Source organism: bacterium (assembly GCA_021108215.1).
Taxonomy (GTDB): Bacteria; Oederibacteriota; JAAXVQ01; order JAAXVQ01; family JAUVAV01; genus JAIORK01.
The window spans coordinates 1-19277 of the sequence record JAIORK010000029.1 but is presented as its reverse complement, the minus strand read 5'-3'; the positions used below and the strand labels follow the sequence as shown (position 1 = coordinate 19277).

Here is a 19277-nt window from a genome sequence, read left to right as displayed (position 1 = left end):
CACAATGTCACGCAAGGACTCCTATAAGATCATGATCTGTCGCACCGGTCACCCGGACTTTGACAATTGTACCAGGCCGAATGTTTCCTGTCAGAATAATTCCACCATCAATTTCCGGCGCATCAAAAATGGTCCGGCCAATGCAATGTTTTTTCCCGGAACGTTCCTCAACCAGGCAGTCAAACTTTTTCCCGATAGCGCCTTCCAGCTGTTCTAGGCTGACACCGGCCTGACGTTCCATAATTTCTTTGCGTCGCCGGTTACGCACTGCCAACGAAACCTGCTGCTTCATTTTGGCAGCTGTTGTCCCGGCCTCCTTGGAATAAGAAAAAACGCCCAGCCGGTTAAAACGGGCCCGGGAAATAAAATCCAGCAGAACCTGATGGTCCTGCTCGGTCTCTCCTGGAAATCCACTGAGAATCGTCGTGCGAATGACCAAGCCGGGAATACGCTTCCGCAAACGTCCGATCAACTTCAATAAAGTTTCCGCATCACCGGTCCGTTTCATGGCCTTTAGAATACCGGCCTGCGCATGCTGGACCGGCATGTCGAGATAATTGCAAATTTTCTTTTCCCGCGCGATCCGTCTAATCAACGCTTCGGTAATCCCATCCGGATTGGTATACATGATCCGAATCCATCGAATCCCGGCAATCCGCACCAACCGGTCCAGCAGCTTTGACAACGTCGTGCCGTTTTTCAAGTCCTGACCATAGCTGGTCGTATCCTGCGCCACCAGCACCAGTTCCAAAACCCCCTGCCGGACCAATTGCTTTGCTTCCATCACGATTTCAGGAATCTCTCGTGAATGTAGTTTTCCACGCAACGCGGGAATCAGGCAAAACGCACATTTCCGGGAACACCCCTCGGCAATTTTCAAATAAGCGGTCCCGGGTCCTGACAACAACAAACGCATTGACGGTGTTGCTGTTTTTTTTTCCTGTACCGGCAATCCGGGCAAAAACTGTTCAAGTTGTTCCGCCCATTTCGTAACATCCCCGGGTAATCCCATGCAGTCAATCTCCGGGATCATTTTTTTGATCTTCTCCGCACCGTGCTTGGTGATCCAGCAACCCACCACCATCAGAACACTCACTTTTTTTCGTTTCTTCAGCTGTGCTGCTTCCAGCACTGCTTGAATCGTCTCTTCTTCCGCACTTTGGATAAAGGCGCAGGTATTCACCACCAGGGCATCGGCCGTATTCGGGTCCTCGGTCAATACCATACCCAGATCACGAAATAGTGCCATCGCGGTCTCGGAATCCACCTGGTTTTTCGGACATCCCAAGCTGATAAAGCAAACGCGGGGATCTTTATTTTGATTTATACATTTTCTCACTGCTGACATAATCAAACTCGCTTTTTATTTTTTAATAAAAAAAGGGGATTCAATCAAACAAGACTGGCTTAATTGCGCCGGTTTTTCATCAAAACATTTTTCTCATTTTTTTCCGAATGGTCTTGTTGCGATTGCTTGAATATTTGTGCACGAATTCGTTTATCTGCCGCAGCCACTCGAGCTTTTGTTTTGGGGAAATTCTCATATATTTCAAAAGACGCTGCTCTTCTGTTTCCCATTTATAAATCATATCTTCTTGTTCCTCAGCTTCTTTATCTTTTTCAGTCCCTTGACATCCAATTGATCAACCGAACGTCCGGTTTTTTCTTTCATCTTGATTAGATTGTCGATGGAAATCACCGGTAATACATGTTTATCAATTTTAATACGCACAGCATTTTTTTTCGCATCTTGATAGGATACCGGCGATTCAATGATAATATCCACTTCCTCAAACCCGTCTTCCTTAAAAAAGTTGAATGCCTTCAGGTGTTTCTGCCTAATCCAGTCTTCCCTGATTTCAGCATTGGCAATCCCCATAGGGTCAACCGGTTGTTTCACTTTATAACCACGCCGCTTTAATATTTTTATAATTTTTTCTATATTCCCATCACTCATTTCAACAAGAATGTCCAAATCTGCTGTATTTCGCATCAAACCGAGAAGGTTGGCGGCAATACCCCCAACAAGCACAAATTTTACTTTCTCCTTAAGAAAGGCTTTGAATATTTCTTCATAGAAAATCATGCAACCCCCGAGACGATTGGATCACTCCGGAATGTGTTCAACATTAAATCATTTCTTAAATTTGCTGTTCAATGCATAATTATTTTCAATCAGCCTTTGGTTTATCCGCGCTAATCGTGTATTTTACCAAATCACTATCTTCGTCTTTTACCAATTGTTCCAACTCCTCCGGCAGCAAAGACTTCATATTATTTGCGTAAAAAAAACAAATGCTTTACCGGTAATTAATAAACTGTACATGAATATTAAGTTCGGTCTCGTTCAACATCTTTTGAACCGCTTGCAGCTCATCCAGGACCTTACCCGAAACCCGCACCTGGTCGCTCTGAATGGCGGCCTGCACTTTGTTTTTCATGTTTTTGATGAGCTTCACAATCTCCTTGGCCTTTTCTATCGGTATCCCGGTCTGGAGCCGGTATAACTGCCGGGCGCTGCCGCCGGATGCGACCTCAAGGGTCTCGCGCGTAATCGCCGCCAGAGGAATCTGACGTTTTGCCATACGTGTATCCAACATGTCTGACAGCGACTTGATACGAAATTCGCTCTCTGCCGTTAAGGTCAGTGTCATTTTGGACTGATCAAATTCTATATCGACTTTCGCACCCTTAAAATCATAGCGCTGGGTGGTTTCACGCATGGTCTGCTGAACTGCATTGACGACTTCCTGTTTATCCAGCTTGCAGACCACATCAAAAGAATGTTCTTGTGCCATGGTATAACTCCTTATTTCAATTTCCCGCTAAAAAGAACGGAGAATTTCGCGGCGTACTTATTCATACACAATCTCCGGTTCCGATAACGGCTCCGGTCGTTCAAACACAACTTCTTTACAAACTTCACCTTCTTTGCCCAGCGAAGGCTGCAATTCACCATTGAAGGTGACCTCAATACCACCGGCATTACCCGTCCAAAGCACAAAACGATCCTGGGCCTGCCAAGTCCGTTCCTCACCAGCCGCCAGGGTAACATCCGGTTCTTGTCTGCCATCCGCCATCATGGTGATCCATGTTTTATCCTTGCTTTTTATCTTCAACGTCATGGGTTCATCCGGCCCCGGAATCCGGCCACGCTCCAGACCCGCCACCCCCTCGGGGATCGTATCCGCCATCATGGCGGTATGATCTTGTTCTTCCTCAGGTGTCGTGCTTGGCCAGAGTAAAAACAGCCCGGCCCCAACGCCAGCTAAGATCAACAAAGACAGCAATGGAATCCAAACCGGCTGATTGTTGGAACGCTCCTGCTTGGATTCATTTTCCTGACAGGTTTCATCCTGATCTTCATCACAGATATTTTTATAGACCCTCGCCAATTTTTCATCATCTAATTCGAGATACTTGGCATAGGCCCGCAAAAAACCGAGAATATAGGTCTCGCAAGGAATTTCATCAAACTGACCTTCTTCCAAGGATTCGAGATATCTTTTACCGATCTTGGTATGCTCGGCAACCTCGACCAATGAAATACCGAGTGATTTTCGTTGATTTTTTAACTGATCACCAATCTCAATCGCTGAATCTTTTTTCATCTGTTCAACTTGCTGTGTTTCTGCATCCATCGGAATATGTTCGGTCATATAATTCACCACCTTTTTATTACAGGCTTCTATATACACTATTTCACAAAAGATTTCAAAAACTTTTACGACGTCTCTTGGCACGGTTTGCGGCACATTGCCCGATATCGTATCCAGAAAGAAAACAAACCACCCACTGATCGCTTCAATTGAAATTACCTTGCCAAACGGAAAACTGCCGGGACAGTAAGGACCGGGCTAATTTCCGGTCCTTTAAAACATTTCAATCACTTCAGCACCTTGGGGGATTTCAAACGTAAACAATCCGGCATCCAAACCCTTTTCCGGTTCGCGCAGCAATTCATCCAGGGTGTGGACTTTCACATTTGAAAAATCGACCCGCACCTTCCGTTGCGACATAACCACAACCCTGCGGGGAAGCAACTGTTTTCCTGCCAGCCACATTTTCACTTGGGAAAACCCCAGTGATGTGCCGGATTTAGGAATTAGCACAAAGCCTTCCCACTCCGGATGCTTCCTATCTTTGGGCAACTCCTGTACATCGCATTGCTTAATCAAAGCTGGCAATCCCCCGCCCAATTCAAGAAAAAACTCATTGGGATTTCCAGCCGGCGGCAGTGATTGAATCTGAACTTGATTTATTTTTTCCAAATAAAGCCAGCGTTTGCTTCCATTCGATACCAAGCGCTGCTTTTCAGGCTGCTCATAGGCAACAATATAGCGGCGCCCGGCTGCAACCCACATTTTTCCCTGCGCGGTAAATGTCGCGCCATCTTTCCCGGCTTTGGGAACAACCAGCGCAAAATCCGCTGTCAGCTCAGCAAGTGCTTCTTGTGCCGCAGCCAGCCGTGCTGCCGCTTTACCATCACCGTGTTGTTGCTGCACGGGTTTTTCCGGTTTCACAGCGCTGACCACGACTGTTGCTTGCGGTGTTATCACCGGTGTGGGAACCACAGTTACTTTTTTTCCAACCCCACTGCCTGCCAACATCATACCAACAAGTGCGGCAACCATGACGGTTTGTTTTTTCATTGCATTTCCTCCTGGCCATCACCGGAGCCAATACCGGCTTCTTCCGGTTGAATGAGTACTTTCCTGGGTTTACTGCCTTCCGGCGGTCCGACAATCCCTTTTTCTTCCATCAAATCCAATAAACGAGCGGCCCGTGAATACCCTACTTTTAGACGCCGCTGGAGCATGGAAGTGCTGGCTTGTTTTGCACGCACCACCCAGCCCACAGCTTGTTCAAACAGGACATCCTCTTCGCCGCCAACACTACTGCCGCCAACGGTTGCGGCTTTGAGTTTTTCTCCGAAAAATGCCTGGTCAAAAACCGGTTTACCCTGTTTCTTCCAGTACTTCACAATCCGGTCCACTTCCTGGGTTGTAATAAACACCCCTTGAACACGCAGCGGTTTACCGGCAGACGCCGGTGAATAAAGCATATCCCCTCTCCCAAGTAATGAATCTGCACCATTCGCATCCAGAATAGTCCGCGAATCAACCTTCGAAGAAACTTGAAAAGCAATCCGCGAGGGAAAGTTGGCCTTGATCACTCCGGTAATAACATCCACAGAGGGTCGCTGGGTCGCCAACACCATATGAATGCCGACACCGCGCGCCATCTGCGCCAGACGTGTAATGGTATTTTCAACTTCATTGGCGGAGATCATCATCAAATCCGCCAGTTCATCAATAAAAATAATCACATAAGGCATCCAAGGCGGAATCTCGACCGGTTTGACCGATTCAATGCTTTCGCCTTCTTCCAATTTTTCCTGCTCCGCTTGTTGGGCTGCCTCGGCCTTGATGGCAGCCACCCGTTCATTGTAGGCGGAAATATCCCGCACACCCATCTCGGCAAATTTCTGATAGCGTTCTTCCATCTCTTTGACCATGAGACGCAGCGCCACCGAAGCTTCCCGACTGTCGGTAATCACCGGACTTTTCAAATGGGGGATGCCGTTGTACATGGTCAACTCGACGCGTTTGGGATCAACCATGAGAAATTTAACTTGTTGGGGCGTGGCTTTGTAGAGCAGGCTGCTGATAATCGAATTAATACACGCGCTTTTCCCCGAACCGGTTGCACCGGCAATCAAAAGATGCGGCATGGTCTCGAGCTGGGCCATGATATGCTGTCCACCAATATCCTTCCCAATGGCAAATGTTAAAATCGATTCTGCGTTTTTAAATGCATCATGACTTACAAATTCTTTGAGCACAACGATCTGTTTTTCCGCATTGGGAATCTCAATCCCTACCGCACCTTTCCCCGGAATCGGCGCCTCAATACGGACATGCGCCGCTTTCATCGCCAAGGCGATATCATCTGCCAGGGTTATAATCCGACTGACCTTCACCCCGGGCGAAAGTTGCAGTTCATACCGCGTCACCACCGGACCGGGGCAAACCTCCACCACCTTGGCATCCACGCCAAACTGTCCCAATGCATTTTCCAGCGTCTGGCTCATTTCCTCAAAATAGGCTTCCGAAATGATGCTTCCCGGCTTGGGGTCCTCCAACATATCCAAACCGGGCAAAACATAATCTTTGTCTTCCTGTTCTGTACTCTCACTGGATTTACCGGCAGACTCTTTCGGCTTATCCGTCTTTTCGGCCGGCTCCCCTGAGATGGATTTTTCTAATGACACCTGCACCGGTACTGCCACCGACGGCATGGCGCTGATTTTTATCTTCGGCCTTTCAGCTTCAATCGCCGGCGCAGGCTTCTCGGCCAATGGTGATGGTGTGATTTTTGGCTGGTGTGCGGATTTTTCCGCAGCTTGCTTGACATATCCAAAATGGTCCGCAGATGCTTGACGGGTCTTTTGCATACTTGTCTGTATTTTTTCAGTAATCCGTTTAATCAATTTCACCAGGTACGGTTCCGCTTCCAAAAGATAAAGGGATATAATTAAAACCGTACCACAAATAATATACGTGCCAATCGTTGAAAAGATCGTCACCAGAATCACTGACAATGCATGGGCAATAAATCCCCCGGCCGGAATACCCACACTTCCCCAAAGTCGCAACGCTTTGGGGATTTTCGCCCAGAACACATCGGCACCGTCCCAGACATAAAACGATTTTACCATTGCAAAACGCACCGGTTCGGCATGAATCAATTCGATTAAAATCGTAATTGCCATCAGTGCCAGGGTCATCCCCAAAATTTTAAAAGAACGCCGCTCAACCGCAACACCTTTAAAGCGCATCACGCCAAAGAGAACTGTGATCAGCGGAATGAAATAAACCAGCACGCCGGTCAAAGCATACCCCAAACGATAAAAAACCTCTCCAATCAGACCCAGCGCATTTTGCCCTGCAGCATGCGGCCAAAATGCAGCCAACGCAAGCAGACTCAACGCCCACCAGGCAATCCCGGCAACCTCACGGCGGCGCTTGCCGCTGAAAATTTCCCGCAAAGTCAGCATATCCTCCGACTTTTTTTTCTTGGCACCGTTTTTCTTTTTCACCTTCGCAAACAATGTAATCATTGTAGTATTTAGAAACTCCTTTTTCTGATCACGCCACCCTCACTGGGAAAGCCCTATCATAACCCATCTTAGCTTGGTCCACCATCCCAATTTAACGCCGATCCAATCGAAAACTTTTTTTGTCACCACATTGCTTCACATTTCATTGATGACCGGAATAATCATGGGAAATCGCATAATCGTTTTTTTTAGGTAGCGCTTCAACGTGCTCCGGACCGTATCTTGCAACACCGCCGTATCTGCCAACCCTTCAATGGTCTCATGTTCCAAAACTTCACGCAATGCTTCCAACGCCCCTTCTGTCAACCGGGCGGTCTCGCGCTCATCCGCAATCCCGCGCATCACAAGTTCCGGACCATTCACAATGCGGCCGGATTGCCGGTCCAGCGCTAAAACCGCCACCACCATGCCGTCTTGCGAGAGATGTTTGCGGTCACGCAGCACAACATGCCCGATATCACCTACGCCCTTGCCGTCAACCAAAACATTTCCCGCCCGCACTGTCCCGAGTCTTTTCATCCCTTCGGCCGAAAGTGCAATCTGCTCGCCATTGTTCAGGAGAAAAATGTTTTCCTCAGGAATACCCAATTCGTGCCCCAACTCCGCATGACGCACCAGATGGCGGCGTTCGCCGTGTACGGGAATAAAATATTTGGGCCGGACCAGGTTGTGTAATATTTTCAATTCCTCTTTAGCCGCATGGCCAGAAACATGGATCTCACTGACACGTTCATAATGCACCTTGCACCCCAATTGGAACAAATGATTAATCATATTACCGATGCGCCGCTCATTGCCCGGAATGGTCCGGGCCGAGATCACGACCGTATCTCCGGGACCAAATTTCAGATCGGCATGCTCACCTACCGCCGCTCTGGCCAGGGATGCATTCGGTTCGCCTTGACTGCCGGTGGTCATGACAACGGTTTTTTCCGCCGGCATGCATACCAAATCATTCCACTTCAACCACAGCTGATTTGGAATATCCAGATAACCCAGCTCCTGGGCGGTTCGCATATTTTTAATCATGCTCATACCCAACACACCCAGTTTGCGTTGATGGCGCTGCGCCGTATGAATCACTTGCTGAAAACGGTGCACATTACTGGAAAAACTGGCAATCACTACCCGACCCGGCGCATCCCGAATAATTTCTTCAAACGCGTCACCAACTTCTTTCTCTGAAAGTGTGTAACCGGGTCTTTCCACATTTGTAGAATCGGCCAGCATCAGGTCCACCCCGCGCTTGCCCAGTTCTCCAAATTTCCCCAGATCCGTCAACAAACCGTCCACCGGTGTTGGGTCCAGTTTAAAATCACCACTATGGACAATCAAACCTGCCGGTGTGGTAATCCCCAAGCCGACAGCATCTACAATCGAGTGCGTCACCCGAATAAATTCGATCTTAAATGGACCGATTTGCAGCTGATCATTGGCCGTAATTTCATGCAAAGCAGTTTTATGGGTCAAACCATGTTCATCCAGTTTGTTTTTCACCAGCCCCAATGTCATGCGTGTCCCATACAAGGGACCCGGCAATTGTTTCAAAAGATAGGGCAATGCACCGACATGGTCCTCATGGCCATGTGTCAAGACATACCCCAGCACCTGCTCTTTTTTCTCCACGAGGTAGGTAATATCGGGGATAATCAAATCAATCCCCGGTTGATCTTCCGTAGGAAAAGTCAGCCCGGCATCAATAATTAAAACCGCCCCTTCACATTCCAGAGCCATCATATTTTTGCCAATCTCACCCAATCCGCCTAAAGGTGTGAGAATACACTTAGAATGAGTCATCGTCTGTTTAAATTTCCTTTGCTAAAATAATTCTCCGAATCCATAATCGAACGGCATTATAACAAACCAGCTGGTTTGCGCCAATTAAAAACCCCGCAAGGTTATCTGCAGGGTTGGCTGGAAAATAAAACAACGCAGGGTGAAACAAACACCCTACGTTGTTTTATATAAACGACTTGAGGCTGAGGTTATTTTTTCTTTTTAGCAACTTTCTTTTTTGCTACTTTCTTTTTCGCTACCTTTTTTTTAGCCACTTTCTTTTTAACCACTTTCTTTTTTGCCACTTTCTTTTTTGCGACTTTCTTCTTTGTTGCCATTACCTCAATTTCCCCCTTTTCCATATAATGTGTGTCTACTTACAGACACTACTAAATATTGTTATCAAAATAACTACCATAAGTCAATAGTAATCAAAATCATTTTCCGGAATACTTGGCAATTTTTCGCTATTACACTCCTCTTTTATGATTTCTCTCTCTTTTCCTCTGGTTTTCTAACTATTTTATTTCAATCAAGAGTATGAAAATTTTGGTGTACGCGCTTGGGAAGTGGACCGATAAATGCAGCCGCAACCGAACGTTGTTTAAACAAATCCTGTGCGAGCTGATTGATATCATCTTTGGAAATCCTGGCAATGGATCTCAGCACAGCAGATTGCGAAGGATGTTTGCGCATATACATTTCCTGCTGAATCATACTCCACATATGCGTTGAGGAACTTTCCAGGGCGATTAAATAATTACCCCGCATCTGCTCCTTAACATCCTTTACTTCCTGATCTGTACATCCTCTGCGTGAAAACAATTTCAACTGCATTTTCACGACCTGAAGCGTTTCATCCACCTTCTTAGGATGACAGGCAAAATAGACCCCTGCCATACCTGTGTCCCGATAAAAATCCATAAAAGAATAAATCGAGTAAGCCAACCCCTTTTCCTCGCGCACGTTATAAAACAATCTCGAGTTGGGATTGCTGCCCAAAATATTCGAAAGCGCACCCGCCGTCACCCGGCGCTGATCGGAAAACTTCATCCCATCAGTTCCGAAGCAAACATGCGCTTGCTCAAGCCGGCGTTTTTTAAAAATGGTTTTAAATTGATTCACCGGGCCAGACCCGATGACGTCCGGTATTTTTTCAGTCCGCTGCATACTCCCAAAAAAACGATTGGCAATCCGAACAACCTGTCCAGGTGTTACACGTCCCGCCACAGAAAAAATCATTTTTTCCGGACGGTAATGTTTTTTGATAAAACGCAGAATATCGTTGCGCTTCATTGCCTGCAGTGTTTTTCGATTACCGAGAATCGGCCCTCCCAGTGGATGTTTGGGCCAAAATGCCTGAAACAGCAGATCATGCACCAATTCATCCGGCGCATCTTCATACATACAAATTTCCTCTAAAATAATTTTTTTTTCTTTTTCAAGACTGGCCGTGGTAATCCTGGAATTAAAAAGCATATCTGCCAGCACATCCACTGCCAGCGTAAAATGCTGTGCCGGAACTTTGGTATAATACGCCGTACTCTCTCTTCCGGTACAAGCATCCATGTTGCCGCCGACCGCGCTGATGACGCGCGATAATTCTTTGGTATCCCGGCTGTAAGTTCCCTGAAACAGCATGTGTTCAATGAGATGACTTAAGCCTGCCTCGTGAGCTTCCTCGTCCCGCGAACCGGTTGAAATATTCACGCCGACCGAAACCGACGCCAAATTCGGCAGCGGCTGCACCAAAACTGTCAAACCATTCTTGAGTTGGGTTTTAAAGGGTATCTGTTCCATGCCGCTTACACAGATCCCAATAATTTTTTGCCCGCAGCGGCGATTTTTGCCATGGTTTTTTTATCACCCGCTTCTAAATACATTCTGGCCACCGGTTCTGTCCCGGACAACCGGATACCCATCCAGGCATTTTTCTCTAAAAGATATTTGAATCCGTCCATGGTATCAATCCCCGTAACTCTTAATCCCGCCAATTTCGTTGGATGATAGCGTTTGAGTATCTGTTGTAGTTTTTGACCCGAACTTTTTGTTTTCAACGGCACATTGATCCGGCTGGTCACAATCATCCCGACCTGTTTATAAATATCCGCCAGCACCGCGCGTAGACTGCGCTTTTCCCGGGCAACCAGTTCCGCCATGAGCAAACAAGCCAGCACACCGTCTTTTTCCGGGACATGCTTGGCAATCGTCAAACCGCCGCTCTCTTCACCACCTGCTAAAAAACCGCCGCGCAACATGCTCTCACCAATATATTTGAACCCCACCGGCGTAACTTCCACCGGTAATCCATAAAGCCCGGCCACGGCGTCCACCAGATGGCTGGTCACAACGGAGCGGACCACACGTCCTTTCCACCCGCGATGCCTAACCAACAGATACACCGTGAGTGCCAATACCTCATTGGGTGTCAAATAAGTGCCATCACGATCTACCACACCAAAACGATCCGCATCCCCATCCGTACCCAAAACCAAATAAGCGCGCTGCCGCTTCATCACAGTTGCCGCTTCCAACAGATGCTCCGCACTGGGTTCGGGTGGATGCCCTCCAAAAAATGCATCCCGCCAATCATGTAAAACCGTCACACGGCAACCGGCACGTGAAAGACACCCCTCAAGATACCCCCGGCCTGCGCCAAACAGCGGATCTGCCACAACCTTCAATCCGGCTTTGCGTAAAACACCCATGGGAACCATTTTATCAATGCGCTTGAGGTAAGCCGGGCGGGGATCCCATAAGATACGTTTTCCCGGCCCGACACCCCGCGGCGGGGTGCCGCCACCCTGTTTGAGCAAGCGGTTGGCCTCCTTCTCAATCGGAGCCACTTCGTCCTTGGTTGCAGGACCGCCATGATGATTGGACCATTTAAATCCCTGATAGGCTGCAGGATTATGACTGGCGGTAAAATTAATGCCACCCGCCAATTTCAGATCCCGGATCGCTGCCGCCAATACCGGTGTGGGTGCGCTTGCTTCCACCAAATAAACATCCAATCCTTCTTCCTGCAAAATCGCAGCCGCATGCCCGGTAAACGCTTCTGCTAAAAAACGGGGATCATGACCCACCAAAACACCTTTTTTGGCCATCCCCTTTTTTTTCAAATACCGTGCTACCGCACGGGTTATTGCCGTCACCCGCTCAAAAGTAAATCCATCTGCAATGATATCACGCCATCCGGATGTTCCAAATGTAATGGTATACATATTTTTCTCCTTATAAATAACTATTGCCATCTACTGGCATCTCTTAAATGATGAAGCGTTTGTCATTGCAAGCTAACAAAGCATCCTCAATTTTCCAAGCACTTCGAGTTCAAACGCGAGACACTACACTCCTGTCTAAATTCTTCAGGGAGCGTTTTCAGTGTTGCACAAGAATTTTTCACTCAACCCACCAACTGTATTCCAGGCAGCACCCAATATTCATTCCCTGGCTTTTTCGTTGTGCAATGCGGAAAACGCTTCCTGGAGGATTGGGCACACATCATCCGCCATACTGGAAGCCATTCCCGGCAAGTGCTCTTTTTGTTCAGGCAAAAACGAAAACCCGCTGAATTGACAATAACTGCTGATTGATAATCACTTGTGCTTATACCTTTATATCGTATCTTGCTTGAACAAAAAGAGCACTTACCAGGAATATTTTTACTAGTGTCGTGTCACACTTCTTTACATTTGATTGTCATTGATGCCCGTTTTCAGGATACAATACACTCCTACTGGATACCCGCATGTAGTAAGCGGGTATGACAAAATCTATTAAACACTCACACGCCTAGGCCTGCCATTCCTGAATCATCTGACAGTAACGCAATGCCAATTGCTGCGATTGTTCCTGATTCGCTCCCTCGGCACTAATATGAAACACCGGCTTATCTGCATCCGGCATGATCAACACCCAGGATTTCCCGTGCCAAACTTTAACCCCATCCACCAGCTCAACTTTATCCTGCCGCGTACTCTCGATCAAACGCCGCATAATAACCCCTTTTTTTTCCCAGGAGCATGGCACCTGTTGCCGCACCAAATAAATCGGCGGAATAGTATCAATGAAATCCGACAAAGTGCCCTCTGCCGCTGCCATCAATTCCAGTAGTTTGGCGGTTGCCATCATGGCGTCAAACGCCGGTTGGAACTCAGGAAATACATATCCCCCCCTGGCCTCACCCACAAAATCCAGGCTCTGCCGGGACGCTGTATCCAGCATCGCTGCATATTGCGTCTTGAGCCGGATGACAGTGCCTTGATAAGTTTCCGCCATGGTTTCAATCACCTGAGTCGCTGAGATGGGAACGGCAATCCGCGCGCCTGGTTTGGCTTTCATGACCAGCAATGCCATCAGCGCCAAAGCATGCTCCCCCTCCAATACCCGGCCGAGATTATCCGCAATAAATATTTTTTGCGCGCCTGCATCCAACATAATACCGACATCCGCTTTAAGCGTCCCGACAATTTCCCCCAAACGAACCAACGATTGGTCCAGTTCCTCAGGCGAACGGGTCAGTCGTGTTCCATCAGGATAGGAATTGAGTGCCACCACTTCACAATGCAAATCGCCCAGTACTTGCGGAAAAATATTCACCGCGCTTCCCCAGGCATAATCAATGACAACCTTGAATTTACCTTTTCGAATTCTCTCATGATTCAGGGCCTGCACAAACCCTTCCTGATAATATTCCAATGCGCGCTGGGGAAACATAATCTCTCCGGCCTCTTCCATGTCCGCGCGCGAAAAATCCTCGCGAAAAAAAAGATTCTCAATACCTTTTTCCTTGGCACTGGATAATTCTTTGCCCTGATTATCAAAAAATTTAATATCCATCAATTTGGGATTGTAGGGAGATTTCCTCACATGAAACCCGCCGGTAACTTTCACTGCCCGGATGGAATAACGCGCTACCGGAATGGGTACCACACGCAGATCATAAACATTCACACCCACCGAAGCCAATCCGGTCATAATCGCACGATCGATAATCCGCGAGCTCTTATGATTATCCCGGCTGGACATAACAAAATCACCCTTTTTCAAGGAGGCACCGTAAGCCGCACCCAGTTTGGCTGCAAATTCCGGGGTTATTTCTATATTCCCCAGTCCGGAAACACCATAGGCATCAAAAATATGCTTGGACCATCGTTCGCCCCAAATCAAAGAAGTTGACAGCGTGGTGCCGTCTTCAATAATTTTATACGGCCAGACTTTAACCTCGGCTTTGACCGTGGCATCTTCCCCGATCTGACAGTGATCCGCCACAACCGCACCCACGCCCACATAAGCCCGAGCCCCGATCCGGCAGTCACTGCAAATCGTAACCTCTTTCAAATTAGCACCATTGCCGATGGTCACATTGTCCCAAATAACCGACCCGATAATTTTTGAACTTTCACCCACACGACAGGATTTTCCCAAAACCGTATTGGCAATCCGGACATGGGGGCCGATCCAGCAATGCTCACCCAACACGACGCCTTCTTCCAGAACCGCAGTGGGATCAATAAAACAATCCGCCCCTATCCAATTGCCTTTTTCCTGTGACCCTTTTCCCGGATGCGCCAGCGTAACACCAATACGAATGGCATCGTAATGCGCTTGACGGTATTCCGTGAGATTCCCAACATCCTTCCAATAGGCATCTTCCGCAACATATCCGTACAAGGGTGCTTTGGCAGCTAAAATCTCAGGGAACAATTGCTTTGAAAAATCATAATCCCTGCCTTCCGGAATACGATCCAACACACTTGATTCCATAATATAAATACCGGAATTAATGGTATCTGAAAAAACTTCTCCCCAGCTGGGTTTTTCCAGGAAACGCGAAATTCGTCCATCCTCCCTGGTAATCACCACGCCGTAAGCCAGCGGATTTTCCTCACGCGTCAACACAATGGTTGCAAGCGATTGATTATCTTTATGGTATGCAATTGCCTTGGTCAAATCGATATTGGTGAGAACATCCCCGGAGATAACTAAAAAAGTATCCTTCCCAAAAAAATCCGCCGCATTTTTCACACACCCGGCAGTTCCCAGATCTGAGTCGGGAAGAATATAATTAATTTTCACTCCCCAGTTCGAACCGTCTCCAAAATATTCCTGAATAACTTCCGGTTGAAAATACAATGCCATTACCATCTCTGTAAAACCATGACGTTTCAACAGATCAATAATATGCTCCAACATTGGCCGGTTGACCATGGGAACCATCGGTTTGGGAAGACTACATGTCAATGGACGCAAGCGTGTCCCAAACCCGCCTGCCATAATCATTGCTTTCATGGGTTGCCACTCCTTTGAGTATAAATCAATGTGCCGCCACTGTTGAACAAGACCGTTTTTCTAAAATGCAACGGATTCAGCGCAGCTTTTTTACTTAAACAAATTTTTCAAACCCAGGTGTTTGATCTTTTCCTTGGCTTTTTCAAGTTCACGGCTCATATTTTCCTGAATTTCCTTGGTTGACTTGCCTTGCTGCTCTTCTACAAATTTGTTGACCTTCTTCCCTGATTCCTTCGAGATCCCCTGGACCTTTCTTTTCGCGTAAACATTCACTTGTTTTTTAATCCAATCCCAATCAGGTTTGACGGAAGGTTTTTTCATGGGACCCTTTAAAATAACCGGAATCGTAATCCATCCCCGCTCATCTTTCAATATTTCAGAATACTGGCGAAACTGATCAGAAAGATTATTGGCCGCACGGGGATTCATCCGTGGGCGCAATTTAAAATTTTGAAAAACCGCCCCAAATCTGATCACACCGTTGGCTGTCATCCGTATATCCCCGGACTGCCCCCGCAGACCGGATTCCATAATAAATTTTTCCACATGCACCTGTTGCCTGGCAATCACAAAACGAATCACCGTGTGGTCAAAGGGAATATCCTGCCGAAATTTCTCAGAACCAAACAACTTGGCCAATTCGTCTTGAAATCCCAATTCTCTGATCCGACCCGCCTTAATTGTAAAATTTCCTTTACCTTGCAAATTCGGCAGAGCGGTCTGCGAACGCACGCCCCTACCCGCGAGCGTGAGTGTGCCGTCCATTTGACCGGTCAACTTATCCTTAAGTTCGTCCACAATCTCCGGTTTTTTCAGCTTCGCTGCAAGAAAGGTGTCCACCACATCATTGAGCAATGGTTCCAAATCCACCTTAGTAACATCTGTTTTTATGTCATAACGCAATAGCTTCTTCGAATAATCAAGTTGTGTCGCATTCTGTATCCGGCCTTGATACCCGCGTATCCTGCCCGACATTGTCACCAGACGTTTTTTTTGTTCAAATCGAAAATCAATCTTGCCCAATTTGACCTTGCCAAATTTCAAACCGCCCAATCCGGCTTTCCCGGAAACTTCCAGCCCCGCCGGCACCCAGGCGCGAACATCCGGTTCCGGTTTGTCAGGCACCGAAACAGCCTCTCCCTTTGGCGTGTCATCCGCTTTTTCTTTTTTCTCTTTTTGCGGCATCAATGCCAACAGAGCATCCACATCCAACAAACTGGATGTAACCTCCCAAACCAAACGTGTTTTAAGCGTACTCGGTTTAAGGGTTTCCGGATTACGCAAATCAAATCGATCTGCTGTAAATTGACCGGAAATCGGTTGACCGGCCAGACGTGCATCCAGGCGCTTGAGCATCACTTTATCCGGGACAACCGTGAGTAACCATGACATCCCTTCTACCAGACTTTTTTCCTGATATGCAACCAGGCCGTCTTTCATCTCAATTTTCCCGGCAAGCGAAAGTGCCTTGGGCTGGTTAACCGCACCTTTGACGGAAGCAGAAACCATCACGGTGCCGCCGGTTTCCAATCCATTAAATTTCTCTGTCAGCTGCGCAGGAATCATCGTCGGCATCATCTCACCGATCTTCATCGTACTGTTCATGGCCGCAGTTAAAAAACGCGCGTCCATGACATCGGCCAATTTCGCCTGCAATTCCGCTTTGAACCCGGGAAACGTCAGCGTCTGATTGACATGTGCATTCCCCTTGGAAAATCCTACCTTCCCCTGAATACTCAACGGAATCGTCAATCCCTTGACCGCCAGCTCTACCGCAATATGCTCATCCGCCGTCAGACTGAACCGGTCCAGGTGTTTGGCAGATCCGGACAGATTGAATGTTATGCCTGAAATTCCTTTAATTTTTAAATCTTCCGGAATTTTTTTTTTGAGCAACGGAGGCGGTAATTCACTCAGCATTTTTTGAGAATCCAGATCAGCTTTGCCGGACAATTTCAATTGCGGATCACGCATGATCTGCTCGACACTTCCGGCGGCCGTAATCTTAACCCCCGGAACCTCCAACAAAAGCGCATCCAGCACCAAAGATTCCTGAAAATAGTCAAAACGAAAACTCGCATCCAGTTGGACTGGATAAACGGTCTCGAATGCCGTAATCTTTGCCGCCAGCTTAAGGGAAACCGGTGTTATACCTGCCAGGGATAAATTTTCTATTTCCAGATTGAAGTTGTCAATACGATAGTCAGTCCGGGTTGCCAAATCACGGTAAATAAGTACCGCATCTTCGACGGCAAAACGCGAGACCCATAAATCAAGTGGAATTGATGCCGCCTTTTTTTCCTGTGATTCGTTCTGATCAACCTTGGTTTTCGCCGGCAACATATCGGAAAAATTATAGGTTCCGTCTTTTTTCTTTTCAATCAGCAATTGCGGCTTATGCAGAACAACCGCTTTGATAAAAATTTTCCCGAAAAGCAGTGGCAGTAAACGATAGTGTACTACCACTGCTTCATCGAAAAGAAAAGGATCTTTAGAAAATCCCGGGCCGTTTTCGATTCTCAGGTCCTTGACTTCAATACCCTTCAACAGGTTAAAGCCAATACCGCCGATGCTCACCTTATGGTGCACGGTTGCTGAAATTTTTTCTTCAGCTTGTTGTTTTACTTTGTCCCAGGGAATCATGCGCGGCACAATCAACAATGCCAACAAAAAAAGCACAGTTAACAGTACGATGCTTGTCATGAGTATCTTCAAAAAACGTTTTCCAGGTTTGGACGGTCCATCCAAAAAAACCACCGCCTCAATCGATTAATAGTCTCTCAACGAAACTTTAAGAACGCCGTCCATTTCTTACTTTTTCCACAACACCCTCAGCCGCTTTTTCAGAATGACCATTGCCATTCTCCTCGGCAGGTACTTCTTCCGGCATCATCTTTGTTCGCAATTGATTCTCGATCTCTTTTGACATATCCTTATTTTCCTTCAAAAAGGCCTTGACCGCTTCCCGGCCTTGGCCAATCCGTTGACCGCTGAAAGAAAACCACGAACCTGATTTTTCTACGATATCATGCTGCACACCCAAATCCAATAAATCGCCTTCTTTGGAAATTCCTTCACCAAACATAATATCAAAAATAGCCATCCCAAACGGTGGGGCTACTTTATTTTTAACGACTTTAACCTTCACACGATTGCCGACCGCCTCTTGCCCCTGCTTGATCGTCTCAATACGGCGGATATCCAGACGCAGACTGGAATAAAATTTCAAAGCCCGGCCGCCCGGCGTCACCTCGGGACTCCCAAACATCACCCCGATTTTCTCGCGTAATTGGTTGATGAAGATCACCGTCGTTTGGGAACGACTGCTGATTGCAGTTAGCTTGCGCAACGCTTGTGACATAAGGCGGGCCTGAAGACCCATATGGGAATCACCCATCTCACCCTCAATTTCAGCACGCGGCACCAGTGCTGCGACAGAGTCAATAACAATAATGTCCAGTGCTCCGGAGCGTACCAGGGTTTCCGTAATCTCCAAAGCCTGTTCGCCTGAATCAGGCTGAGAGATAAGCATATTATCAATATCTACACCGATTTTGCGTGCATACTCCGGGTCCAAAGCATGTTCCGCATCAATAAAAGCTGCTTGTCCACCCATTTTTTGCAGTTCCGCGATAATATGTTGGGCCAAAGTGGTCTTACCGGATGATTCAGGTCCAAACAATTCGACAATCCGTCCGCGCGGAATACCGCCGACGCCGATGGCCACATCCAGAGAAATCGATCCGGTCGGTATCACTTTGACATCGCTCACCGGTCGCTCTGAAAATTTCATGATCGTACCTTTGCCGAATTGCTTCTCAATTTGAGAAATGGCGAGTTCTAAAGCTTTTGATTTTTCGTCTGACATAATGGTGCCTCCCTATCCAAAAATGATTACCCATTGTCTTTCTGGCGGGAGCGAAACAAACGCAAAGCCTTTAAAAGGCTTTAAAACAAGGGGTTAAAAGCGAAATTTTAGCATGTGCCTCAGGGGGTGTCAAGGTCTTTTGCTGTTCTATTACTTACAGGGGTGAATTGTAACTTATAGTGCGACACATTCAACTCAGAAGACCTTTTTGCGTAA

At 47.2% G+C, this 19277-nt stretch carries 13 protein-coding genes; all 13 read right to left on the bottom strand.

Annotated elements, in window-relative coordinates; all coding sequences use genetic code 11:
• Positions 1-7: 7 nt before the first annotated feature.
• Complete coding sequence (gene rimO, locus K8S19_06045) at positions 8-1348, bottom strand: 30S ribosomal protein S12 methylthiotransferase RimO (GenBank protein MCD4813237.1); 1341 nt, start codon at positions 1346-1348, stop codon at positions 8-10.
• Positions 1349-1407: 59 nt separating this feature from the next.
• Positions 1408-1578, bottom strand: a complete 171-nt coding sequence (locus tag K8S19_06040; protein MCD4813236.1) for a hypothetical protein — start codon at positions 1576-1578, stop codon at positions 1408-1410.
• 7 nt (positions 1579-1585) lie between these two features.
• Positions 1586-2086: a nucleotidyltransferase family protein gene (locus K8S19_06035; protein MCD4813235.1), complete on the bottom strand. Its 501-nt coding sequence runs from the start codon at positions 2084-2086 to the stop codon at positions 1586-1588.
• Between the two features lie 214 nt (positions 2087-2300).
• Positions 2301-2798, bottom strand: a complete 498-nt coding sequence (locus tag K8S19_06030; protein ID MCD4813234.1) for a YajQ family cyclic di-GMP-binding protein — start codon at positions 2796-2798, stop codon at positions 2301-2303.
• A 57-nt stretch (positions 2799-2855) separates the two neighbouring features.
• The gene (locus K8S19_06025) at positions 2856-3659 is read right to left on the bottom strand and encodes a DUF4115 domain-containing protein (GenBank protein MCD4813233.1); all 804 of its coding nucleotides are present in this window, start codon (positions 3657-3659) and stop codon (positions 2856-2858) included.
• 213 nt (positions 3660-3872) lie between these two features.
• The gene (locus K8S19_06020; GenBank protein ID MCD4813232.1) at positions 3873-4652 is read right to left on the bottom strand and encodes an outer-membrane lipoprotein carrier protein LolA; all 780 of its coding nucleotides are present in this window, start codon (positions 4650-4652) and stop codon (positions 3873-3875) included.
• Positions 4649-7123, bottom strand: coding sequence for a hypothetical protein (locus K8S19_06015; protein ID MCD4813231.1), 2475 nt, complete (start codon positions 7121-7123; stop codon positions 4649-4651). The genes K8S19_06020 and K8S19_06015 overlap by 4 nt, the downstream gene beginning before the upstream one ends.
• Positions 7124-7258: 135 nt before the next feature.
• Complete coding sequence (locus tag K8S19_06010) at positions 7259-8920, bottom strand: ribonuclease J (protein ID MCD4813230.1); 1662 nt, start codon at positions 8918-8920, stop codon at positions 7259-7261.
• Between the two features lie 507 nt (positions 8921-9427).
• Complete coding sequence (locus K8S19_06005) at positions 9428-10699, bottom strand: insulinase family protein (GenBank protein MCD4813229.1); 1272 nt, start codon at positions 10697-10699, stop codon at positions 9428-9430.
• Positions 10700-10704: 5 nt separating this feature from the next.
• Positions 10705-12153, bottom strand: coding sequence for a phosphoglucomutase/phosphomannomutase family protein (locus tag K8S19_06000; protein ID MCD4813228.1), 1449 nt, complete (start codon positions 12151-12153; stop codon positions 10705-10707).
• 541 nt (positions 12154-12694) lie between these two features.
• Positions 12695-15193, bottom strand: coding sequence for a mannose-1-phosphate guanyltransferase (locus K8S19_05995; GenBank protein ID MCD4813227.1), 2499 nt, complete (start codon positions 15191-15193; stop codon positions 12695-12697).
• Positions 15194-15283: 90 nt separating this feature from the next.
• Positions 15284-17941, bottom strand: a complete 2658-nt coding sequence (locus tag K8S19_05990) for an AsmA family protein (protein ID MCD4813226.1) — start codon at positions 17939-17941, stop codon at positions 15284-15286.
• A 43-nt stretch (positions 17942-17984) separates the two neighbouring features.
• The gene (recA, locus tag K8S19_05985) at positions 17985-19061 is read right to left on the bottom strand and encodes a recombinase RecA (GenBank protein MCD4813225.1); all 1077 of its coding nucleotides are present in this window, start codon (positions 19059-19061) and stop codon (positions 17985-17987) included.
• Positions 19062-19277 lie beyond the last annotated feature (216 nt).